Origin of the sequence: Marinobacter fuscus, from assembly GCF_003007675.1 — a bacterium.
Classification (GTDB): Bacteria; Pseudomonadota; Gammaproteobacteria; order Pseudomonadales; family Oleiphilaceae; genus Marinobacter; species Marinobacter fuscus.
On sequence record NZ_PXNP01000097.1, the window covers coordinates 1 to 21,757 of the forward strand.

23 protein-coding genes, 1 tRNA gene and 2 pseudogenes are annotated in these 21,757 nt (G+C 56.9%); 16 read left to right on the top strand and 10 right to left on the bottom strand.

The genetic code is table 11. From position 1 onward, the window contains the following. The 3 genes from tnpC to tnpA all read right to left on the bottom strand — a co-directional run. A partial coding sequence (tnpC, locus tag C7H09_RS13035; protein WP_106761478.1) for an IS66 family transposase occupies positions 1 to 1,571 on the bottom strand: 1,571 nt, incomplete at its 3' end. Between the two features lie 57 nt (positions 1,572 to 1,628). Continuing rightward, a complete protein-coding gene (gene tnpB, locus C7H09_RS13040; RefSeq protein WP_106761477.1) occupies positions 1,629 to 1,997 on the bottom strand; it encodes an IS66 family insertion sequence element accessory protein TnpB in 369 nt (122 codons plus the stop codon). Beyond that, positions 1,997 to 2,314: an IS66 family insertion sequence element accessory protein TnpA gene (tnpA, locus tag C7H09_RS13045; protein WP_106761476.1), complete on the bottom strand. Its 318-nt coding sequence runs from the start codon at positions 2,312 to 2,314 to the stop codon at positions 1,997 to 1,999. The genes tnpB and tnpA overlap by 1 nt, the downstream gene beginning before the upstream one ends. 69 nt (positions 2,315 to 2,383) lie before the next feature. Here tnpA and C7H09_RS13050 point away from each other — a divergent pair. Then, positions 2,384 to 2,881, top strand: a pseudogene (locus tag C7H09_RS13050) (LysR substrate-binding domain-containing protein); the annotation flags it as partial. 385 nt (positions 2,882 to 3,266) lie between these two features. On the opposite strand, the gene istB reads toward C7H09_RS13050, so the two are convergent. Together istB and istA are read right to left on the bottom strand one after the other, a co-directional pair. Further along, the gene (gene istB / locus C7H09_RS13055) at positions 3,267 to 4,022 is read right to left on the bottom strand and encodes an IS21-like element helper ATPase IstB (protein WP_106763371.1); all 756 of its coding nucleotides are present in this window, start codon (positions 4,020 to 4,022) and stop codon (positions 3,267 to 3,269) included. 11 nt (positions 4,023 to 4,033) lie between these two features. Next, on the bottom strand, positions 4,034 to 5,575 hold the full coding sequence (gene istA, locus C7H09_RS13060) for an IS21 family transposase (protein WP_106763373.1): 1,542 nt from the start codon (positions 5,573 to 5,575) through the stop codon (positions 4,034 to 4,036). 319 nt (positions 5,576 to 5,894) lie between these two features. Here istA and C7H09_RS19775 point away from each other — a divergent pair, with 319 nt between their 5' ends. The 4 genes and pseudogenes from C7H09_RS19775 to C7H09_RS13080 form a co-directional block, all read left to right on the top strand. Then, complete coding sequence (locus C7H09_RS19775; protein ID WP_133166236.1) at positions 5,895 to 6,134, top strand: hypothetical protein; 240 nt, start codon at positions 5,895 to 5,897, stop codon at positions 6,132 to 6,134. A 244-nt stretch (positions 6,135 to 6,378) separates the two neighbouring features. Then, positions 6,379 to 6,768 carry a hypothetical protein gene (locus C7H09_RS13070; protein WP_106763375.1) on the top strand — a complete coding sequence of 130 codons (390 nt, stop codon included), beginning with the start codon at positions 6,379 to 6,381 and terminating at the stop codon, positions 6,766 to 6,768. A gap of 170 nt (positions 6,769 to 6,938) precedes the next feature. After that, entirely contained in the window at positions 6,939 to 7,553 is a 615-nt protein-coding gene (locus C7H09_RS13075) for a tyrosine-type recombinase/integrase (protein WP_106763377.1), read from the top strand. 358 nt (positions 7,554 to 7,911) lie between these two features. Beyond that, positions 7,912 to 8,247: pseudogene (locus C7H09_RS13080) on the top strand (IS66 family transposase); the annotation flags it as partial. A 148-nt stretch (positions 8,248 to 8,395) separates the two neighbouring features. Here the strand turns inward: C7H09_RS13080 and C7H09_RS13085 are convergent. Together C7H09_RS13085 and C7H09_RS13095 are read right to left on the bottom strand one after the other, a co-directional pair. Further along, entirely contained in the window at positions 8,396 to 8,836 is a 441-nt protein-coding gene (locus C7H09_RS13085) for a methylglyoxal synthase (RefSeq protein ID WP_106763379.1), read from the bottom strand. Between the two features lie 327 nt (positions 8,837 to 9,163). Then, positions 9,164 to 10,204, bottom strand: a complete 1,041-nt coding sequence (locus tag C7H09_RS13095) for a LacI family DNA-binding transcriptional regulator (RefSeq protein ID WP_165794829.1) — start codon at positions 10,202 to 10,204, stop codon at positions 9,164 to 9,166. Between the two features lie 119 nt (positions 10,205 to 10,323). On the opposite strand from C7H09_RS13095, the gene ltnD reads away from it, so the two are divergent. From ltnD to C7H09_RS13145, 10 genes are all read left to right on the top strand, one after another. Then, positions 10,324 to 11,265 carry an L-threonate dehydrogenase gene (ltnD, locus tag C7H09_RS13100; protein ID WP_276309321.1) on the top strand — a complete coding sequence of 314 codons (942 nt, stop codon included), beginning with the start codon at positions 10,324 to 10,326 and terminating at the stop codon, positions 11,263 to 11,265. After that, positions 11,262 to 12,542, top strand: coding sequence for a 3-oxo-tetronate kinase (gene otnK, locus C7H09_RS13105; RefSeq protein ID WP_106763383.1), 1,281 nt, complete (start codon positions 11,262 to 11,264; stop codon positions 12,540 to 12,542). Before ltnD ends, otnK begins: the two co-directional genes overlap by 4 nt. After that, a complete protein-coding gene (gene otnC / locus C7H09_RS13110) occupies positions 12,539 to 13,186 on the top strand; it encodes a 3-oxo-tetronate 4-phosphate decarboxylase (protein WP_106763385.1) in 648 nt (215 codons plus the stop codon). Before otnK ends, otnC begins: the two co-directional genes overlap by 4 nt. A gap of 23 nt (positions 13,187 to 13,209) precedes the next feature. Continuing rightward, positions 13,210 to 14,022, top strand: a complete 813-nt coding sequence (gene otnI, locus C7H09_RS13115; protein ID WP_338064050.1) for a 2-oxo-tetronate isomerase — start codon at positions 13,210 to 13,212, stop codon at positions 14,020 to 14,022. 5 nt (positions 14,023 to 14,027) lie between these two features. Next, the gene (denD, locus tag C7H09_RS13120) at positions 14,028 to 14,990 is read left to right on the top strand and encodes a D-erythronate dehydrogenase (RefSeq protein ID WP_106763387.1); all 963 of its coding nucleotides are present in this window, start codon (positions 14,028 to 14,030) and stop codon (positions 14,988 to 14,990) included. Between the two features lie 62 nt (positions 14,991 to 15,052). Then, positions 15,053 to 16,054 carry a TRAP transporter substrate-binding protein gene (locus C7H09_RS13125; RefSeq protein WP_106763741.1) on the top strand — a complete coding sequence of 334 codons (1,002 nt, stop codon included), beginning with the start codon at positions 15,053 to 15,055 and terminating at the stop codon, positions 16,052 to 16,054. A 69-nt stretch (positions 16,055 to 16,123) separates the two neighbouring features. Then, positions 16,124 to 16,636, top strand: a complete 513-nt coding sequence (locus C7H09_RS13130) for a TRAP transporter small permease (protein WP_106763744.1) — start codon at positions 16,124 to 16,126, stop codon at positions 16,634 to 16,636. Further along, on the top strand, positions 16,633 to 17,907 hold the full coding sequence (locus C7H09_RS13135) for a TRAP transporter large permease (RefSeq protein ID WP_106763390.1): 1,275 nt from the start codon (positions 16,633 to 16,635) through the stop codon (positions 17,905 to 17,907). Before C7H09_RS13130 ends, C7H09_RS13135 begins: the two co-directional genes overlap by 4 nt. Positions 17,908 to 17,929: 22 nt before the next feature. After that, positions 17,930 to 19,378 carry an aldehyde dehydrogenase family protein gene (locus C7H09_RS13140; protein ID WP_106763392.1) on the top strand — a complete coding sequence of 483 codons (1,449 nt, stop codon included), beginning with the start codon at positions 17,930 to 17,932 and terminating at the stop codon, positions 19,376 to 19,378. A gap of 30 nt (positions 19,379 to 19,408) precedes the next feature. Next, on the top strand, positions 19,409 to 20,281 hold the full coding sequence (locus C7H09_RS13145) for an NAD(P)-dependent oxidoreductase (protein WP_106763394.1): 873 nt from the start codon (positions 19,409 to 19,411) through the stop codon (positions 20,279 to 20,281). Between the two features lie 316 nt (positions 20,282 to 20,597). On the opposite strand, the gene C7H09_RS13150 is transcribed toward C7H09_RS13145, so the two are convergent. Beyond that, a tRNA-Ser gene (locus C7H09_RS13150) sits at positions 20,598 to 20,688 on the bottom strand. A 211-nt stretch (positions 20,689 to 20,899) separates the two neighbouring features. On the opposite strand from C7H09_RS13150, the gene C7H09_RS13155 reads away from it, so the two are divergent. Continuing rightward, complete coding sequence (locus C7H09_RS13155) at positions 20,900 to 21,430, top strand: isochorismatase family protein (RefSeq protein WP_106763396.1); 531 nt, start codon at positions 20,900 to 20,902, stop codon at positions 21,428 to 21,430. Here C7H09_RS13155 and C7H09_RS20560 read toward each other — a convergent pair. Together C7H09_RS20560 and C7H09_RS13160 are read right to left on the bottom strand one after the other, a co-directional pair. Further along, on the bottom strand, positions 21,423 to 21,566 hold the full coding sequence (locus C7H09_RS20560; protein ID WP_420844193.1) for a DUF7352 domain-containing protein: 144 nt from the start codon (positions 21,564 to 21,566) through the stop codon (positions 21,423 to 21,425). The two genes, C7H09_RS13155 and C7H09_RS20560, sit on opposite strands and share 8 nt — an antisense overlap. Before the next feature lie 8 nt (positions 21,567 to 21,574). Then, a complete protein-coding gene (locus C7H09_RS13160; RefSeq protein WP_106763398.1) occupies positions 21,575 to 21,745 on the bottom strand; it encodes a LysR family transcriptional regulator in 171 nt (56 codons plus the stop codon). Between the last annotated feature and the right edge of the window lie 12 nt (positions 21,746 to 21,757).

A 21,757-nucleotide genomic window follows, 5' to 3' on the forward strand; every position in this document is an offset into this window, starting at 1 on the left:
GGCAACTCGGCATTCCAGGGCAGCAACGCTTCGAGCTTCTCCAGCGTGTCGGACTCAGCAATGCGTTCCAACACATGGTGGATATAAGCTGAAGGCTCCAGGCCATTGGCCTTGGCGGTTTCGATGAGCGAATAGCAGGTGGCGCTGGCTTTCGCCCCTTGTGAGGTATCGGCGAAGAGCCAGGCCTTTCTGCCGAGGGCAAACGGGCGGATGGCGTTCTCGGCTCCGGCATTGCTGATCTTCAGGTCACCGCGCTCACAGTAGCCGACCAGGTAGTCCCATTGGTTCAGGGTGTAATCCATGGCCTGACGGGTAAGCAGGCCTTTCATCACCTTGGGGGCATTTTTCTCCAGCCAGGCTTTAAAGGCGTTCAACAACGGCAGACTCTTTTCCTGGCGAACCCGATATCGCTCCGCGTCGCTCAGATCCCGGGCGGCCTTTTCAATGGCGTACAGTTTGCGGATGTGGCTCAGGGCTACATCCGCCTTTGAGGGTTGGCCTTTTTTGCCTTTGGCCGGTGCCGCCCGGGACGCCTCCACGTACTTACGTCTCGCGTGATCCCAACACCCGATCCGCGTCAGCTTGTTCGTGGCACAGACCTGCCCATAGCCGGAATAGCCATCGGCTTGCAGAATGCCCTGGAAGTCATCCAGCAGACGCACCGGTACCTTGCCACCTCGTGATGGATCATACTCGAACAGAACCGAAGGTTTTCCCGGTGGACCACCCCGGGTGACCCACATCCATTTGTCGGATTGGGCGGTCTTACCGTCTTCCTTGAGCACCTGGATCCGGGTTTCATCGGCTTGCAGGTAATCACCGCTATTCTGGGTTTCCCGCATCAGGTTGATCAGCGGCTGGAAGACGTCATTCAGCCGGATGATCCAGTGAGCCATGCTGGTGCGACTCACTTCATGCCCCAGGCGCTGGAACATTTGTTCCTGACGGTACAACGGCAGACCGTCGGCATACTTGGAGGTAATGAGGTAAGCCAGCAGTGACGGGGTGGCGATGCACTTGCCCAGCGGGCGCGCCGGACGGGCAGCCGCAACAATGCGCTCTTCGCCGTCCTGCTCGAACACCGCCTTTTCCTGCCAGTACTCCAGCACTTTCAGTTGAGCGGGAATGTACTCCAGCTCTTCCTTCACCTTGGTGAAGAAGGTCTTGCTGGCACCGGCTTTCTCTTCGTCGCTGAGGGTTAATTCAATACGCTCACGCAGCAGCGTATCGGAGAAGCCACGTTGGCGGCGCTTGCGGGAACGGCGGGGCGTCTCTTCCTCTTCGACATCGTCCGGCAGCTCATCGCGCAGTTCATCAATCTCGACTTCCAGCTCGACCTCATCGAACAGCAGGATCTGATTGGGCAGCTTTTCACTGCTGGCGGCGAACTGCTGGATCTTCTTATGGCGCAGCAGTTCTTCGAGGATCTCGATGCGAGCGTCTCGTCGCTGGATGGCGTCTTCTTTGGAGGCGAGTTGCTGCTGAAGGCCGCTGATAACCGCCACCATCTCAGCGGTCGATAAACCGTTGAGATCCGGGGTTTTGAGGGCGTTATCAGGCGTTGATTTCATGGCGGAATTATAGCAAAAACAATGCCCTGGCACACCTAAAACGTAATGCAAAAAGGGCTATCCGACACTCTCATAGTGCAGGGTTTTATGGCCCCGCAACAGACTGATGTCGTAGCCGTCCAACAACCAGTTGATCTGTTCACCGGTCAGCGGCATCAGCTCATCCGCAGGCCCTGGCCACTTGAATTTTTCCTCAGCCAAGGCTTTGTAATAGAGCACAAAGCCGTTGTCTTCCCACATTAGACATTTGATCTTGTTCCGCTGCCGGTTGGTGAAGGCGTAAAGTGCACCGGAGAATGGGCTGTGCCCCAGTTCCTGTTCAACCAGCAGGGCCAGGCCGTTGGCCTGCTTGCGGAAGTCGATGGGCTTTCGGTACAGGTAGATCTCCGGCAAATCCCTGGAAGGGCGCAGATAGCGGTGACGCATCACAGCTGTCTCAAGACGGCACCCAGCAAATCGATATTACCGGCATGCAGACCGGTGATCGATACGCCGCCGGGCAGTGACACGGTCAAACTGACTCCGGCATCCGGAGTCGGAGTCGGAGTCACGCGAGTGAATCCGGATCGAGCGTGAACCGGTTCATCACTGGATTCGACACGACCGGTCAGCTTCTGCCGCCAGTAGACAAACCGATGATAAACAAGCGACTCTTGTTTGCAGTAGGCTGCACCGGACAGGCCCGAGGCCTGCCAGTCCGACAGCGTCTCTTGCCAGAACTGGTGTAAATCAGGGGTAGTCATCGGATTCCTCTTTAATGTGAAAGCAGGAATCAGTGTGGCGAAACTCGGGCGTCAGCTACAGGTGCGGATTTATTGGCGCTTACGCTGATCGAAGAGCAGTTTTACCTGATCGCTCCGCCCGGCAGTGCCGAAGCGCAACAGCCACAGATCAGCATGGGCGCCGCTCTGGATCTGCCACTGATTATGCCTGCAGAAAAGCACGGCTTGCGGGAACTGATGGAGCGGGAAGCGATGAAATTCAACAAACCGCTGAATCTGGCTTTTGAAGTCAACGCCTGGCCTTTGATGACCGATCTGGTTAAACGTGAACTTGGCTATACCGTGCTGTCTTACGCATCGGTACACGAAATGGTTGCCCGGGGAGATGTCGCCGCCGTGCCCATTGTCAGCCCGCAATTGTATCGCGCTCTGGCCATTGTCACCCCCAAAGACCTACCTCCCAGCCTGGCAACGTTGAAACTGGCCGAAATCATACGGGAACAGGTGCGATTGCAGGTGGATCAGGGGCTCTGGCGAGGGCGGCCCTTGTTTACAGATGCGGAGCCACAAGCCAGGGGGGCGAAATAGAACGACAGGAAACGAAAAACCTCAGCATTTCTGCTGTATTTTTCTGCGCGGAGAGGGAGGGCTTGAGCTTTATCGCTGCGAAGAACGCACTCGGATATCCTGTTCCCAATCACTCACAACCTGCTAATGGCATTTGATAAACAAAAGCGGACATTTAGAAACTGTCAGAATGACCTCGAAATGGTCCTTTACAGCGCCCTAGTATGGGCATTTGCCTCTGGCTCAAGACGCTATGATGTCGGATTCTTCAGCTTTGAACTGCCCGAAATTCTGGGTAGGATTGCGTAAACCGCTGAAGGTTGCCACCCATTCCACGTGAAGCCTGCCACCCGGACCGGAGCAAGGCTGCCACCCATCGGAGCGTAGCGACGCGGGGTTTCTCTTCTTACTCCGAAGTCTCGGTGTCCGTCAACTTTGCTTGCCGTTTTCGCATGGATTCGCCTCGGAGATTGATCTTGTAGGCGTTATGAACGAGCCGGTCCAGGATGGCGTCGGCCAGAGTGGCGTCACCGATTACACCATGCCATTCCTCGATGGGTAATTGGCTAGTGGCGATGGTGGAGCGCCTGCCATGCCGGTCTTCCAGTACCTCCAGCAAGTCTCGCCGATTTTCGGCGCTCAGCTTCATCAGTCCCCAGTCATCCAGGATCAGGACGTCGACTTTGGCCAGGTTGGTCAGGAGTTTGGCGTACTGGCCATCGCCCTTGGCAATGGTCAGCTCCCGTAGCAGCCGGGTCAGGCGCACATACTGTGCGGTGTAGCCTTCCCGGCAGGCCCTGTGCGCCAAGGCACAGGCCAACCAGGTTTTGCCAACCCCGGTGGGGCCGGTGATGAGCACGTTTAGATGCTCCTTCACCCATTGGCAGCCGGCCAAGGACTGAACCAGCCCTTTGTCCAGGCCGCGTGAGTGCCGGTAATCAATGTCTTCGAGGATGGCCGTGTGTCGCAGTTTGGCCCGGCGCAACCGGCTGCTCATGCGCCGGTTGTCACGTTCCGTCATCTCCCGATCCACGAGCAGTCCGAGGCGTTCCTCGAAGGTCAGTTCCTGGATGTCGGTGGTGGCCGATTGATCCGCCAGAGCGGCGGCCATGCCGGTCAGCTTAAGGGCGTGGAGCTTGTCCAGAGTTGGATGTTTCAGCATGTTGGATTCCTTCAGTGGTAGTAGGCGGGGCCACGGATATTGTCGTGGGTGTCGGGCAAGGCCAGTTCCTGTTGTTCTTCCAGAGGCTGCTGATCCAGACGGTGTTTGAGGATGGATTCAATGCTCTTGTAACGGCAACTGCCCAGCATCAGGGCACGCTGGCAGGCGGCTTCCAGCCGCGACTCACCGTAGCTCTGCCCCAGCCGTAGTATGCCCAGACAGGAGCGATAGGCCTGTTGCGGGTGCTTGCGGGCTCCGAGGGCCGTGCGGATGAGCTTCTCGGTAGCCGGGCCGGTCTTGGCCGCCCAGGCGATCAGACGTTCTGGTGACCAGTCACCAGCGTGGCGATGAGACTCAGGCATGTGAGCGGCGATGGTGGTGTGTCGTCCCTTCTGGTCGGAGCGCCGGTGACTGGCGATCCGGTTGCCCCGGTAAAAGCATTCGATGGTGTTGTGGGTAATCCGGACTTCCACCTCTTTCTTGATCAGGGTGTAGGGCACCGAGTAGTAATGTCCGTCGATGGCCACATGGTAGTCGATGTGCACCCGGGCCTTCTTCCACTCCGCGTAAACATACGGCTCTGCGGGCAACGGCTGTAGAACGGGTTTATCCAACTGCTCGAAGTGGTCGCGCCGACAGCCGGGCAACTTGCGGAAGGGCCGGCTGTTGAGTCGCTCCAGCAGCTCGCGGATGGTGGCGTTGAGTTGCCCCAGTGAGAAATGCTGACGATGGCGCAACGCCGCCAGGATCCAGCGTTCGACGATCAGTACTCCACCTTCCACCTTGGCCTTGTCGCGGGGCTTACGGGCCCGTGTGGGGACAACGGCCACGCCATAATGGGCGGCCATGTCCTGATAGGTTGGGTTTAGATCCGGCTCGTAGCGGTGAGCCTTGGTAACCCCGGAGCGGAGGTTATCCGGAACCACCAGTTCCGGCACGCCGCCCAGGAACTCGAAGGCCCGGATATGGGAGCCAATCCAGTCTGGCAGCGACTGGCTCCAGGTGGCTTCGGCATAGGTGTAGTTGGACGCGCCCATAACGGCCACAAAGACTTGCGCCTCGTGGATTTCTCCAGTGGTGCGATCAATAATGGGCACGGTCTGGCCCGCATAGTCCACGAACAGCTTCTCACCGGCCCGATGGTCCTGGCGCATCACCAGATCCAGCTTGCCCCGCCAGGCCCGGTAGTGCTCGCAGAACCAGCTGTACTGATAGCCATCGGGGTTGGCTTGCCGATATTCCTGCCAGAGCAGGAACAGTGTGACGTTCTTGCCTGTGAGTTCGTCACGGATGTGTTGCCAGTCGGGAATACCTCTGGCTTGTGCCGGGAGATCCGGTGGTGGCGGGAACAGCCGTTGCTCCAGATGGGCCTCGTCCAAGTCCGCTGGCAACGGCCAGCTCAAACCGGCCTCAGCTGTGCGGCGCAGGTATTCGCTCACGGTCGGGCGGCTGACGCCGCAGGCCGCCGCAACCTGACGATTGCTCAGCCCTCGCTCCCACTTGAGGCGAAGAACTTCTTTGATCTTACGCATGGATAACCTCTTCGCTGGCATCTGACCTTCTCCGGATGAAAAGGATCAGAGTACCGTTAAGTTATCCCGCGCCGGACGATATTGATGGCGATTCAGGCAGCCTGCCGGGGTGGCAGCTTTGCCGTGGAATCAGTGGCAGCTTTCGCGTGGAATGGGTGGCAGGCTTCGTCTGGAATCAGTGGCAACCTTGGTCTGGAATACGCAGGTAGGATCATTACAAAGAGGCAGGTCCAGTTTGCACGCCAGGCGAAAGGGATACCTTTGTTTCACTGACTTTAAAACACATAATGAGACGATTATTCATACGGCTCTCCGCATTCTGTTAGGCGAGGATCAAGACATGAGCTTAAGTCCGGAGTGGTTTGATGATTCAGCGGACAGATTAAAGAAGTGGGATGAAGAAGGCCTTTCTCTAAAAGAGGCTGAAAAGGCTCTTTGGGAGATACACTCCACTGCATATCCGATAGCTACAGAAATGGCTGAATATATTTTGGAAAATTGGACGGCTCGTCGTGTGGCTATGCTCGGTCAAGAGAGTCGAAGAATTCTCTTTGAGATATGGGATAACCATTTATCCTGACCTGCTCTCCACTGCGCACCGGTACTTGCCGGACCGCCTTGTCTTTGAATTCCCGGGGGTAACGTTGGCTGATCATGCCTAACTATTACAGTCACGCCGACGGCTACTCCATTCCGGTTTCGCCCCCATTCCGCAGCCGCACGTGCTGTTGGCGTTAGCGTTTCACTCCAGAGTGCTTTAAAGTACTTGAGGAGTACTCCAAAGTACTCTATAGTTTCCCTTGTCTGATAAAGGAGGCTATTCGATGAACGAACATGTTTATGTGCCAATTGAAGTTGCTCTTTATAAAGAGCTGCTAGATCGCTATCCAGGAGCAGCCAATTCGACCATTCAGAGCGTCATAGGCGACTTCCTCGAGCGAACTCGTGAAGATTTTGTCTTCGAGGAAAAGCGAGGAGTTTATTGGGACAAGATATTTTTGCCGAACGGGACCCAAATAAGGACCAAGTATTTTAACGAGACATTGGTTGGTGAAATCGAGAACGAAAGAATCGTTTGGCGGAATGAAGAGTATGGTTCGATTTCACAGATGGTAAACACCATGAGGGGAAATACATCGAACAACGCGTGGAAGGTAAGTGAGGTAAGGCGTCCGGGAGATTCAGTTTGGTATGCAGCGGACAGGCTTCGGTGATATCTACGCTAACCAGGGGCTCAAGCCGACCAGTACTGCGCTGCGTACCGGCGGCTTAGCCCAGGCGTTATTGCCTAACCTGAATGTTCGCTTTGCGACCTGGCTGGCCAGCAGAAAACAATATTCTGAACCATACTTAAAGGCCCTTACCCTCCGAAGAGGGCCGCGCCATGACATTTCCTATCACTAAAGCTCCCTGGAACAAGGGAAAGCTCGTTGGCCAGAAGCTGCCGCTCAAACTCGAACAAATATGGGCTATCCGTATTCGGTTAGAGATTGCAAAGAACATCCGCGAGCTCGCGATGTTCAACATGGCAATTGACTGTAAACTCCGATCCTGCGACCTGGTAAAGCTTTTGGTTCGAGATATTTCCAGAAACGGTGAGGTTCTGGATCGGGCGCAAATCATCCAGCAGAAGACCAGTCAGCCTGTTCAGTTTGAGATAACCAAAAAGACGCGCGAAACGGTCGAAGCATGGATCGAGTTGCGAGGACTCTCGGGCATGGATTATTTGTGGCCGAGCCGGATGCGAAAGTTCGACCATATCTCTACTCACCAATACGCCCGTCTTGTCAAAAAGTGGATTACCAGCATTGGACTTGACCCTTCAGTCTACGCAACCCATTCAATGAGGCGCAGCAAAGCGACATTGATCTACAAGAAGACCAAGAATCTTCGAGCCGTCCAGTTGCTGTTGGGACACACGAATATGTCGAGCACCGTGCGGTACCTTGGTGTGGAGGTCGAGGATGCTCTGGAGATAGCTGAGAGTATTGAGATCTAGGTGCGTAACTTGTGTCTTTGGTCCCTTTGGATGCCGCAGACGCTGCCAGCCTCGGTCGATGCTCACCCTCGAGTTTCGATCATGCTCCTCCCGTCGCAAACAAAAGCGAACATTGGCGAGCCGCATCTAAAGATGCACGCTTCCAATGGATACCGGCCTTGGGATATCGGAATCTGCCTGAGGCCCGAAAAGATGTTGGTGGCTATCTGATGGACTATTACAACCGACAGCTACCTCACACATTCAACGATGGCACTCCGTCCGTCGAGGCTGAGGAAAACCTTAAAATACTGTCCGGGATTAGTTGACCACTACAAGGAGCGCAAACAAGTGGCCTGACCTCCTCGCACCCTGACCCCACCACGAACCGGACAATACCGAGTGCCAGTGCGGCTATCAGCCCAAGCATATTGGCGAGGGCGTCAGTGAGAAGCTGGATTACGTTCCGTGCGAGTTCTCGGTGGAACGCGACGTCCAGAGCAAGTGAGTCTGGGACAAGTGCGAGACCTTTATCCAGGCACCGGTACCGCCGCAAGTGATCGACAAGCGCATCCCCATCGCCGGCCTGCTGGCTCATGCGCTGGTGGCCAAGTGTGCCGATCACCTGCCACTTTACCGCCAAAAACGCATCTACCGTCGCGCTGGCGTCGAAATCCCACGTTCCGCACTCGCCGAATGGGTCGGTGCCTGCGGTGATGCCGTGGCTGAACCGGGCCTTGCAGCCGGTATAATCATCACAGACCAGCTTGCCTTGCCAGTCACGGGCCCTGAGGTGTGCTCTTTTTACAACCCTTTCCTGAATCGGGAGTCCTACAGCACGATATTCCTGGCCAGAAAGCCGGTCAGTTGACCGGGCGGCTGGTGTAACCGGAAAAATCCGGCTTTTTCGGTTGGTGCTTGTCGTCGGTCATGTAGGCGGACGTCAGGATAAATTCGGCGGTGGCGTGGTTGCAGGCCACGGGAATATTCCATAATGCCGCGATGCGCAGTAGCGCCTTGATATCCGGGTCGTGGGGCTGGGGCTCCAGTGGGTCCCAGAAGAATACCAGCAGGTCGATTTCCCCTTCCGCGATCTTGGCGCCAATCTGCTGATCGCCTCCGAGTGGGCCGCTGAGCAGGCACACGATATCGTCCCTTTCCAGGTTCTCCTTCAGCAACCTGCCGGTAGTGCCGGAGGCATAGAGCCTCAGGGCAGCGAAGCGGGTCTGGTTTTCAGAGACCCAGTCCACCAGCTCTCTCTTCTTGTTGTCGTGGGCTACGAGGGCGACGGATTTAACAGCCATTTGCGGTAAAGTCTCCGGCTTAAGGAAGTGTCTGGTATCGGGCTTTAGTGTTTCATATTCAGCATAAACGCGGAACACGAAAAAGGTGTTAAGGCGATAGATCAATCCATCGGCTGGGCAAAGACACCCGTCGGCGCCAACGAGCGCTGGTCCCTAACACCGAGAGCTTCCTCGCCGGTGAGCCCTCCAATATCGCCCTGCTCTGGGGGGGCGGAGCACCAGAAAGTCGTCACTGATCAAGGCGTGAGACTTGGTAGGCAAGAGTTTTTGGGAATCATTCACGCGAGTTCTCGGTCCCGGCTGAGCCGTTAAAGCACTTCTATAGGTTCAGGTGCTTTCACCAATGAGGGTGCGGAATGCCACGTTCACCTGTTTTTCGGTGATGGGTTCGTCGTTCAGACGCCTGAGAATTTGCTCGGCTGCCAGTCGCCCCATGGTTTCCCTGGGAGAATGGATGGTTGTCAGTCTCGGAGTCACCTGTTGGCCAAGGGGCAGGCCGTTAAATCCGGCGATGGCGATGTCTTGTGGCACGCCAAGGCCCAGCCTTTGGGCGTGTAGCAAAGCGCCAGTGGCGAGGTCGTCGTTGGCGAAATGAATGGCATCAGTTCTGGGGTATTGCTCCAGGACCATGTCGAGCGCAGCCGCGCCGGCTTCCAGGCTGCCGAGTCTGTCCAGTTCGATCATTGGTGCTTCTAACCCGGCTTTCGCGAGAATTTCTTTGTGTCCCTCATACCGCATGCTTGCCCGGTAGTCCCTGTCCATACAGGCGCCCACATAGATGATGGAGCGATAGTGCCTGTCTAACAGGTGCCTTGCCATACAGGCGCCCGCTTCCCGGTGGTCCAGCCCCACGTTCAGGTCCAGTCCTTTACCCAATTCCATGATTTCCACGATCGGCTTGTTCCAGGCCTCCAGAAGGCTTTGGCAGGCTTTGCTGTGGCGCAAGCCGGCAATCACCAGTCCGGAACAGGACCACCCCAGAAAGGTTCGTATCAGTTGGTGCTCCCTCTGAAGGTCGTAATCGGTATTACCCAGCAGTATCTGGTAGCCCTTGGCTTCGAAGGTTTCCTGAAGCCCCTTGATTACTTCAATGAAAACGGCGTTGGCGAGCGATGGAACGATAACGGCAATAAACCGCGAACTGGCCGAGGCCAGGCTGCCGGCGATCAGGTTGGGCACGTAGCCCAGTTGCTCTACGGCTTCGGTGACCCGTCGCCGGGTTTCCTTGTTCACGCGGTCTGGTGTGTTCAGGGCCCGGGATGCGGTGATGGGGGACACACCGGCCGCTTCCGCCACCTGTTTCAGCGTTGGTTTGTCAGAACCCCGCCGCTTGCGGGGTTCTGAGGAGGGTGCTTCCATGTTAGACATTGGTCGTAGTCCTCGCGACGGTAACTTGCTGATCGGAATCTTATCAACTAAAACGATGATAGCGCTAACATGGTAGCGCTATCATGAAAATAATCAGAACAAGAATGGGAGGCCAGCAAGTGACAAGCTTATCCGGAACAAAGCCCCGCGTAGGTGTGGTAGGTCTGGGCGCCATGGGCATGGGTACAGCCACGGCGCTGCTTGAGCGTGGGTTTGAGGTAACCGGGTGTGATGTCAGCGAAAAGGCCCGGGCCGGGTTTGAGCAGGCTGGTGGTCGCACTGTGAGTGAGCCCGCTGAACTGGCTGCCACGAGCGATGTTGTGTTGTTGGTGGTAGTGAATGCGGGCCAGGTTGAAGAGGTGCTTTTTGGCGAGTCAGGGATTGTTGGCGGTTTAAAACCGGGCAGTCTGGTTATTCAGTGCGCAACAGTAGCCCCTGCAGTTGCCCGTGATTTTGCTGAACGGCTCGGCCAGGCTGGTCTTGAAATGCTGGATGCGCCGATCAGTGGTGGTGCAGCCAAAGCGAGGGCGGGACAGCTTTCGGTGATGGCCTCGGGGAGCACGCAGGCCTTCGGCCTTGCCGAGCCGATCCTTGATGGCATGGCGGCGACCGTTTACCGGTTGGGGGATGCGCCCGGAGTCGGGTCGAGTATGAAGCTGATCAATCAGCTGCTGGCCGGGGTCCATATTGCCGTAGCCGCTGAGGCCATGGCCATGGCAATTCGTATGGGATTGCCGGCCGAGGTCGTGTACGAGGTGATTACTCACTCGGCCGGTAACTCCTGGATGTTCGAGAACCGAGTCCCGCATATTCTCAAGGGCGATTACACCCCTCTCTCAGCTGTCGATATCTTCGTTAAGGATCTCAACATTGTTCACGACACCGGACGGGAGCTGGCCATGCCAACCCCCGTGGCCGCCAGTGCGCTTCAGCAGTTTACCGCAGCAAAGGCGGCCGGGTTCGGGAAGGAAGACGATTCAGCAGTGATCAAGGTCTACGAGCGGCTTGCCGGCATCACGTTGCCGGCTGCCGCCAACGACAGTGGTGAGGAGTTAGCATGAGTATTGTGTTGGGCGCAATCGCCGATGACTTCACCGGGGCAACCGATCTTGCGAACAATCTGGTTCGCAGTGGTATGCGCTGTGTTCAGGTCATTGGCGTGCCTGAGGGCAAACCCGATCTGAGCGACGTCGATGCCATTGTGGTGGCGCTTAAATCACGCTCATGCCCCGCCGGGCAGGCGGTCAGTGAGTCGCTGGCAGCCTTGGCCTGGCTTCAGGGCCTCGGTGCCCGGCAGATTTTCTTCAAGTACTGCTCCACGTTTGATTCCACGGATCGCGGCAATATTGGCCCGGTCAGCGATGCTCTTCTGGATGCCCTGAACGCGAGTCAGACGGTGATGGTCCCGGCGTTTCCGGTTAATGGGCGTACGGTGTATCAGGGACACCTGTTTGTGGGTGACAGGCTTTTGAATGACAGCGGTATGCAGGACCACCCGCTCAACCCAATGAAGGATGCTGATCTGGTGCGAGTGCTGGCACGGCAAACAACGGGCAACGTGGGCCTGCTGTCATGGCCGGTTTTGAGGCAGGGGTCTGAGGCCGCCGGCGAGAGGCTGAAGGCCCTGGAATCCGACGGAGTACGGCATGTGATTTGTGACACCCTGGATGAATCGGACCTTACGACTCTGGCCAGTGCGGTTGCTGATAAGCCGTTGGTGACCGGAGGTTCCGGCCTGGGCCAGGAGCTGCCCGCAGAGTACCGCTCACGCGGCTGGCTGGCGGATGTGTCCGAAGCCGGGCGCCTGGAACCGGCTGTTGGCGGTGCACTGGTGTTGTCCGGCAGTTGTTCAAGGGCAACGCTGGGACAGGTGGCGGATTTTCTGGGCAAGGGTGAAGGCTTTGCTCTTGATCCCTTGAAGCTTGCGGAGGGTGATGATCATCTGGAGGCGGCCCTGGCTTTTGCTCGTGAAAGACTGAGGGAGGGAGCGCCGGTTCTGGTGTACGCCTCCTCGGACCCGGATCAGGTCCGGCAGGCACAGGCGACCTTGGGGGCGGAGCGCGCCGGCGAGCTTGTCGAGTCTGTCCTTGGTCACCTCGCCGTTACCCTGGTTAATGACGGGGTTGGCCGTCTGGTGGTGGCCGGTGGCGAGACCTCGGGTGCGGTTGTGTCGGCGCTTGGCATTCGCACGTTGCGGATTGGCGACCAGATTGATCCGGGCGTGCCCTGGACCCAAACCGCGGATGTCGGCGGGGCAGGGCCGCTGTCTCTGGCTTTGAAGTCGGGCAATTTCGGCCGACCGGATTTCTTTACACGTGCGTTTGAGGTGTTGCCATGAATACCAGTGAGGTGAATCAACTACGCGAGCAGATTGCGACGCTCGGCCAGTCACTGTTTGATCGCGGGCTGACGATGGGTTCGAGCGGCAATATCAGCGTTCGGCTGGATGACGGCGGCTGGCTGATGACACCCACCAACGCCTGCCTCGGGCGGCTTGATCCTCAGCGAATTTCCCGGCTTGACCGCTCAGGCCGTTTGCTGGAAGGCGACAAGCCGACGAAGGAGCAGTTTTTACACACAGCCATGTACGAGGAGCGGCCGCAGTCGGGCGCCATTGTGCACCTGCATTCGACCCATTCGGTGGCGGTGTCCTGCCTGCCCGATATCAACCCCTGCGACTGCATTCCGCCACTAACGGCCTATTACGTGATGCGGGTAGGCCGGCTGCCCCTGGTGCCTTATCACATGCCCGGGGACCCGGAACTGGGTGACGCGGTTCGCGGTCTGGCCGGCGAGCACAGTGCCGTGCTGCTCGCCAATCACGGGCCGGTGGTCGCTGGAAAAAATCTGGAGGCGGCGGTGTATGCCACGGAGGAGTTGGAGGAGACGGCGAAGCTGTTTTTGCTTCTGCGCGGGGAAAACCCAAGAGCGTTAACACCTGAACAGGTTTCGGCGCTGGAACAGCGGTTCCCCAGGGACTGAACCTCCAGGAGGGTGTTGTGACGATCAGACTGGCCGCGAATTTGAGCATGCTGTTCCCGGAACATGATTTTCTGGACCGGTTCGGTGCCGCAGCGAAGGCGGGGTTCCGGGGCGTTGAGTATCTGTTCCCCTACGCCTATCGCCTGGAAGATTTGGCGGGCTGCCTGCGCGAAGCCGGGCTGGAACAGGTGCTGTTTAACCTTCCGCCGGGCAACTGGGAGGCTGGTGAGCGCGGGCTTGCCAGCCTGCCCGGAAGGGAGGCGGAGTTTCAGGCTTCAGTGGCCGAGGCGCTGCGTTATGCCGAGGCGCTGGATTGCCCCCGCATCCATGCGATGGCGGGTCTGCTCCCGGAGCGCGCCGATCGGGAGACGGTTGAGGCTCATCACCACACCTACCTGAAAAATCTTCGCTTTGCCGCCGGGGAGGCCGCGAAAGCGGGTCGGGATCTCCTGATCGAGCCGATCAATCAGCGGGATATGCCGGGGTATTTCCTGTCCAGACAGGCAGACGCCATCAAGGTGATTGATGAGGTGGGCGCGGACAACCTGAGGCTGCAGTTTGATGTCTACCACTGCCAGATTATGGACGGCGACCTGATTAGTCACATGGAACGTCAGTTCCACGCCATCGGCCATGTGCAGATTGCCGGTGTGCCTGAACGCCACGAACCGGATTTAGGGGAGGTCTGTTACCCAGAGGTGCTCGCGAGACTGGATTCGCTGGGTTACACCGGCTGGGTGGGCTGCGAGTATCGACCGGCCGGTAACACCTGGGCGGGTCTGGGATGGGGACAGGCCTACGGACTGAGCACCGACACAACAACAAGAGGGCATTAAAGGTTATGCATATTGTCATTACTGGAGCCGCGGGCTTTCTCGGGCAGCGGTTGGTCGATCAGCTTGTCAGCGCAGGGCAGCTGGCCGGTAGCTCGCTGAGCCGTCTGACTTTGATCGATCAGACTGAGCCACCCCGCCCGGAGGCCGGTGACCTGGCCACTAAAACGCTCGCACTGGATATCAGCCAACCCGGTGCGCTGGATGATGTCCTTGCCGAGCAACCGGATGTGATTTACCACTTCGCAGCGGTTGTCAGCAGTGCTGCGGAAGGCGATCTGGATTTGGGTATGAGGGTCAATTTCGATGCAACTCGTGATTTACTCGAAGGTTGCCGGAAGCATGGCCTCACGCGTACCCGGCTGATCATGGCAAGTTCCGTGGCCGCCTATGGCGGGGATTTGCCCCACACCCTGGATGATATGACGGCATTGCATCCCCAGAATTCCTACGGTGCCCAGAAAGCCATGAGCGAGCTGCTGATCAATGACTACAGTCGCCGCGGACTTGTCGATGGGCTGGTGCTGCGCTTGCCCACCATTGTGATCCGTCCTGGTCGGCCAAATGCGGCTGCCTCCAGTTTTGCCTCAAGTATCCTGCGCGAACCCCTCAAGGGTGAGGATGCTATCTGCCCGGTTTCGCCCGATCTGGAACTGTTCATTATGTCACCCGCAACGGTGGTTGATGCCCTTGTGCACGGGGCCGAGGTTCCGGGTGAGGCACTCGGCGCTTTCCGGGCTTTCATGTTGCCGGGTATTACCGTCAGCGTTTCTGAAATGCTGGAGACACTGCGTGAGGTGGGCGGTGAGTCTGCGCTTGCCCGCGTTCAGTTCCGGCCGGATCCGAAGATTGAAGCGATTGTCGGTAGCTGGCCATCAAGATTCAGTAACCTCCGGGCGAGCAGGCTCGGATTCAGAAGCGATAAGGATTTTCGCGACATCGTAAGGGCTTTTATGGACGAGAATGCCTGATTCCGGGCCTACGCACCCCGGAATTTACCCAAAGCGTGACAATGCAAAATGAGGTAACAACAATGAAAGCAACGTTCGCACGCCGTAGCCTGACCACCGCCATCGCCGGTGCCACTTCAGCTTTGCTTGCCGTGACAGCAGTGAATGCACAGGCAGCAAGAACCATTAACCTTGGCCATACGCTGTCTGACAGTTCCCACTATTCCGTGGGTGCCGATGCCTTTGAGGAAACTCTCGAGCGCCTCAGTGGCGGAGAGTTCGAAGTCGCCGAGCACCCTTCCGGCTCCTTGGGCGGGGAGCGGGCCATGATCGAAGGCCTGCAGATTGGCACCGTTGATGTCGTGATTACGTCGACAGGTCCTTTGGGTAATTTCGTTCCGGAGAGTTATGTGCTTGACCTGCCATTTCTTTTCAAGAGTTACGAAGAGGCCCGTTGCGTTCTTGATGGCGAGATCGGCCAGGACCTGTTGAACAAGATGTCTGACCATAACCTGGTGGGCCTTGCCTGGTCGGAAAACGGCTTCCGCCACATGACCAACAGTGTTCGCCCTGTGACCAGCCCTGACGATGCCAAGGGGTTGAAGGTGCGTACCATGGAAAACAAGGTACACATGGAGGCCTTCGAGCAGATGGGCGTTCATCCCACCCCAATGGCGTTCCCGGAAGTGTTTACCGCGTTGCAGCAGGGCACCGTTGATGGCCAGGAAAATCCCATCACCGTGATCGTCGCCACGAAGTTCTGGGAAGTTCAGGATCACCTTTCGTTGACCGGACACGTCTATTCACCCGCCGCGGTGCTTGGCTCTCCGGTGCTCCTTGACAGTCTTACAGAAGAGGAGCGGAGTTGGTTCGAGCAGGCCGCCAAGGCATCCGCCGAAGCGACCCGTGAAGAAGTCTCCCGCCTGGAGCGCGACGGCGTGAAGCTGTTGCGTGAAAAAGGGATGACGGTCAAGACCGATATCAACAAGGCACCCTTCCAGGAGGCGGTCAAGCCCGCCTACAAGATCTACACAGATCAGTATGGAAGCGAGATGCTGGACCGCATTCGCGCCAGCGGCTGCTAAACCACCAATCCAATTCCCCGGTACCTGTCACGTTGACGGTGCGGGGATTGCTTTCTAATGGTGGCCACGATGCTGCAACTTCTTTTTAGCATTGAACGCCAGACAACTCGATTGGCCCTTCTCGGTGCCGTCGTGATGCTGGTGATTTCTGTGACCCTTGGTTTCTATCAGGTACTCACACGATTTGTTTTTGATGCGCCGTCGACCTGGTCTGAGGTGATTTCCCGCTCCACGATGATCTGGTGTGTCTTTCTTGGTGCCGCTCCGGGGTTCCGGGGTGGATTCATGATGTCCGTAGAGGTGATCTACAAGTTGGTGCCGGGGCGAAAACTGGTATGGGTTGAACTCTTCATTGCAAGCTGCTGCGCACTGGTTCTATTGGTGCTGATCTACTTCGGGACGGCAATGGCAATCAGGGTGCAATCACAAATGCTCGCGGGGCTTGGCATTTCCATCGCCTGGGCATATGCCGCGATGCCCGTGGGTGCCGGTTTTACTCTGATCGCCGTTGTGACTCGACTGATTGCCCAAATAAGGGGCCAGGAGTCTATTGGCCCTGTCCACGGGGGGGACCCGGTATGAATGCTGCTATTGGCCTGTCACTGATCATACTTTTCAGTCTGGGCGTTCCTATTGCCATTTCGATTGTGCTGGCATCCATCATCGGCATTGAGTTTTTTTCCCCTCTGCCGCTGTTGCTGGTTCCCCAGCAAATGTTTGTCGGTATCGACAGCTTTCCGTTGATGGCGATTCCGTTTTTCATTCTGGCGGGCAATCTGATGTCCGCGGGCGGTATCTCCAGAAGGCTAGTGGATCTTGCCAAATCCATGGTCGGCGGCCTTCAGGGCGGTCTTGCCATGACCTGCGTTCTGACCTGCATGATGTTTGCAGCGGTGTCCGGGTCCAGCGTGGCAACAACCTTTGCAATTGGCTCAATTCTTATTCCCGCCATGGTCAAGCATGACTATCCGCGCCCACTGGCTGCGTCGATCCAGGCTTCGTCGGCTGAACTGGGCGTTCTGATCCCGCCTTCCATTCCTCTGATTCTCTACGGCGTGAGCACGGATACCTCCATTGGAAAGCTCTTCATTGCCGGTATCGGCCCGGGGCTTCTGATTGGTGGCGCGTTACTGCTGTTCCTTTTCCTGTTCTGCAAGAAACGCGGGTATGGATTGCGAGACAGAGAGGATCGTCATGACTTTATGACCGCCTTCAAGCGCGCATGGGCGGCTTTGCTGATGCCGGTCGTTGTTATTGGCGGTATTTACGGTGGTGTGTTTACGCCCACTGAGGCTTCTGCAGTGGCGGTCGTTTACGCCCTGATCGTTGGGGGACTGGTATATCGGGAACTGCCAATGGCTGAACTGTTCCCGATTTTTCGGGAAAGTGTCATATCAACGGCAGCTGTGATGCTGATCATTGCGGCGGCGGCGCTGTTCAGCTTCCTGATCAGCCGTTCTGGGCTGCCGGGTGAAGTTGCTGCATGGGTGACTCAAATTTTTGAGAGCCCTATTGCCTTTTTGCTGGCGGTTAACGTGATGCTGTTAATCGTCGGTATGTTTATTGAGACGTCGGCAGCAATTCTGGTGCTGGCGCCAATATTTACCCCCATCGCAATCCAGTACGGTATCGACCCGGTTCATTTTGGCCTGATCGTTGTTGTGAATCTGGCGCTTGGGATGTTCACACCGCCGTTGGGGGTCAATCTGTTTGCAGCGTGTGCCGTCGCGAAACTGTCTATTGATCAGCTACTACCCTGGTTGATGCGGTTTGTGCTCGTAGTATTGGCATGCCTCCTTGCCATCACCTATATGCCCTGGATCTCTATGGGGCTTGTGGACCTTCTGTACTGATCGCTAACCATGGAGGCCGGACATGCTTTCGTTACCCGATATGCCAACAGAAAAAGCATTGATTGGCGGTGAATGGGTCGCCACCCGCTCCACGCTCACGGTTGAGGCGCCCTCCTACGGAGAACCCATCGGCCAGATTGCCAGGTGTGGGGCTGGTGAAGTTGACGCCGCGGTCCGCGCGGCTTCGGGCGCACTCACTGGCTGGTTGACGTGGACAGCGCGTTCACGTGGCCAGTGGCTCCTGGACTTTGCCCAGGAGATTGAACGAAACGAGGAGCAGTTGTCGGCCCTGGAGTGTGCCGATACTGGCAAACCGATGTCTCAGGCTCGGGGAGACATAAAGGCGTGTGCCCGCTACTTCCGTTTCTATGCCGGCGCCGCCGATAAACTCCATGGGGAAACAATCCCTTTCGAAAGTGGCTTTTCGGTCATGACGTTGCGGGAGCCTTTCGGAGTGTGCGCGCAGATTATCCCCTGGAATTATCCGGCGCAGATTTTCGGGCGTTGCGTTGCCGCATCCCTGGCGGCGGGTAACACGGTTGTGGTCAAACCGGCCGAAGATGCCTGTCTGAGCGTGTTGCGACTGGCTGAACTGGCGATGGAGTGCGGTCTTCCTGCGGGCGTGCTCAATGTTGTTCCCGGGCTTGGGCGCGAGGCTGGCGCTGCCTTGGCGGCTCATCCACGGATTGACCATCTGTCGTTCACCGGCTCACCGGAGACGGGCACCCTGGTGACTCAGGCGGCGGCCAGGCACCACGTGCCCGTTACCCTTGAGCTGGGTGGTAAGTCGCCACAGATCGTGTTTGCCGATACCGATATTGAGGCAGCACTTGAGGCAGTCGTAAGAGGCATTGTTCAGAACGCGGGCCAGACCTGTTCAGCGGGTAGCCGATTGCTTATCGACGACGCGGTGGCGGATCAATTTCTTGATCGCCTTGCTGAGCGCTTTTTCGCATTGCGCTGTGATGTCGGTGAGGCCGATGCGGATTGCGGCCCCTTGATCAATGCACGGCAAAAATCCGTGCTGGAATCGAGGCTTGAGGCGGCGCTTTCCAGTGGTGTACGAGTTCTTGCGAAAGGCAGGCTGGCCGATACGGCACCAGGAGCAGGACATTTTGTAGAGCCGCAGGTTCTGGTTGATATTCCTGAGGGCCATGAACTGTTGAGGGAGGAGTTGTTCGGACCTGTGCTGGTTGTACAGCGTTTCCGGTCTGAGGACGAGGCCCTTGCGTTGGCCAACGAAACGGACTTTGGCTTGTGCGCGGGCGTGTGGACGACGGACGGCGGGCGGCAATGGCGCCTGGCTAGACAGCTTCGATGTGGGCAGGTGTTTATCAATAATTACGGTGCCGGTGGTGGCATAGAGCTGCCTTTCGGCGGGGTCGGGCGTTCGGGCCATGGTCGCGAGAAAGGTTTTGAGGGATTGCGCAGCTTCACCCGCATTAAAACGGTCGCAGTTCGGCATGGCTAACCATCAAATCGCTGTTTGGGAGAGAGCATAATGTCGCATAGGGACAGAGTCGGAGTTATTGGTGTTGGCCTGATGGGCCATGGTATCGCGCGGAACCTTCAACGGGCAGGGTATCCCCTGAGTTTTCTTGAGCATCCTGGCAATCAACCCGCTGAGGATCTGGTGTCTGCGGGAGCCACGCCTCTGAAAAGTGCTGGTGAGGTGGCCCGGCATTCTGACATCGTTATCCTGTGCGTGACCGGCTCACCTCAGGTCAAGGCGGTGCTCTTTGAGTCTGGGGGTGTGTTGGAGGGGCTGCGCCCGGGAACCATAGTAATTGATTGTTCCACAGCGTTGCCCAGCTCGACAGCAGAGGTTGCCAGGCGGGTTAATGAAGCTGGCGGACGGTTCATGGACGCCGCCATGACCCGGACGCCCAAGGAAGCGGAAGAAGGGCGACTTAATCTGATCGTTGGCGCGCCTGATGCCCTGTTCTCGGAAACATTGCCGTTGCTTCAGAGTTTCGCGGAAACCATTACCCATGCCGGTGGTGTGGGAGCAGGGCACACTCTGAAACTTGTGCATAACTTCGTGTCGCTGGGTTTTTCGGCGGTTCTTTCCGAGGCGGTCGCGGCGTCTCGCAAGGCGGGTATTGACGACGAATCTCTGCTTTCCGTTCTCGGCAATGGTGGAGGCGGTGGTGTGATTCTGGAGAGATTGCGGCCCTATATCGAACGGAATGATCCGTCAGGTTTCCGGTTCAGCATTGCCAATGCAAATAAGGACGTCGGTTACTATCGGGCCATGCTTGAAGATTTAAAAAGCGCAAGAGCCATTGCGGATACGGTTGGCGAGCTCTACGGCTCCATCGATGAACAGGATGCCACCGTTCCGGAATTGATCAGACTTCTGCAAAAGAATTAATGTCGCTTTGATCGAATAGATGGGGTAGCCCTCATATGCTATGACTGTCTACTGCACCGGCGTAAGTCCAAAATGGACTTACGCCGATACGCATGACAATCCCTTTCCTCAAAGCGAGGCCTTCAGACTTCAAGCTGAATGTCCGCTTTGCGACCTTTGCGCACCTTGTTTCCGAATAGCCTTAGTAAACAACTCGCTGAAAAGTCGAGCAGTTCCTGACATTCCGGACACCGGGATTTAGTTACAGCACGTACGCCGGACAACCGCAACATCGTTAAAACGAAAAAACCCCAGCATCTCTGCTGGGGTTTTATATTGGCGGAGAGGGAGGGATTCGAACCCTCGATACGCTATTAACGTATACACACTTTCCAGGCGTGCGCCTTCAGCCACTCGGCCACCTCTCCAATAAACTGTTTCAAATCAGCTACGTTGTCGCTCATTTGAGGGCGCAAACTTTAATGGTTTTCTGAGGGCTTGGCAACTCCTTGTGGTGCTTTCCGGTAAATTTTTTTGTTTTTGGTGTTTTTCTGATCACTAAACCAACAGGCAGCCCAAAAGCTTGGGCGAATAATCTATCCTGATAGCAATTACATCCAAGTCTCGGGGAGAATACGAATGCTGATGAAGGCGGAACAATCCACACTTTTGCTTGTTGATGTCCAGGAACGCTTGATGCCTGCGATCAGTCAGAGGGCCGAGGTGGCGGATCGCTGCGTAACGTTGGCGACTGTGGCCGGTTTGCTTGGTGTGCCCGTGGTGGCCACCGAACAGGTGCCGGACAAACTCGGCCCGAATGTGGAAGGCATCAAAGAGTTGTCGGATGTAACGCTTTCCAAACACCATTTTGATGCCTGCCCGGACGGCCTGATCGAGGAATTACCAGAGGGGCGCCAGCATATTGTCATCGGCGGCTGTGAAACCCACGTATGTATGCTGCAAACTGCGCTCAGCCTGCTGGATGCTGGCTACAAGGTATGGGTGGTGGCAGATGCTACCGGTTCCCGAAATGACTTTGACCGGGATGTCGCGCTCGATCGTTTGCATCAAAGCGGGGCCCGCATTGTGACCACAGAAATGGTCGCGTTTGAGTGGATGGTGCACTGTAAGCACCCTCGCTTCCGGGATATTCAGGCATTGATCAAGTAAGCGGCCAGGGGCTCTGCTGCACCCACAGAAAAACTGCCTTATGAGGAACCAGGTATTCACTGCGCACCACTTTGTAGCATTCACGCAGAGTGAGTGTGGTTGGTTCCCTGCCCGCTTCCAGTCGAAATTTATGAATGGTTTTAGTTACCGATGCTTACGAGTAAACAAACGCCCGTTAATAGCGTCTTCTAGAGACGCCAACTGGCCACTGAGAGTTTGCGGCGTCAGATCCAGGACTTCACTGGCGTTGGTGATAGACCCTTCCCTGCTGATCACCCAGAAGTAATACAGATGACGCAGGCTCAGGTTATCCATCCGGGCCAGCCT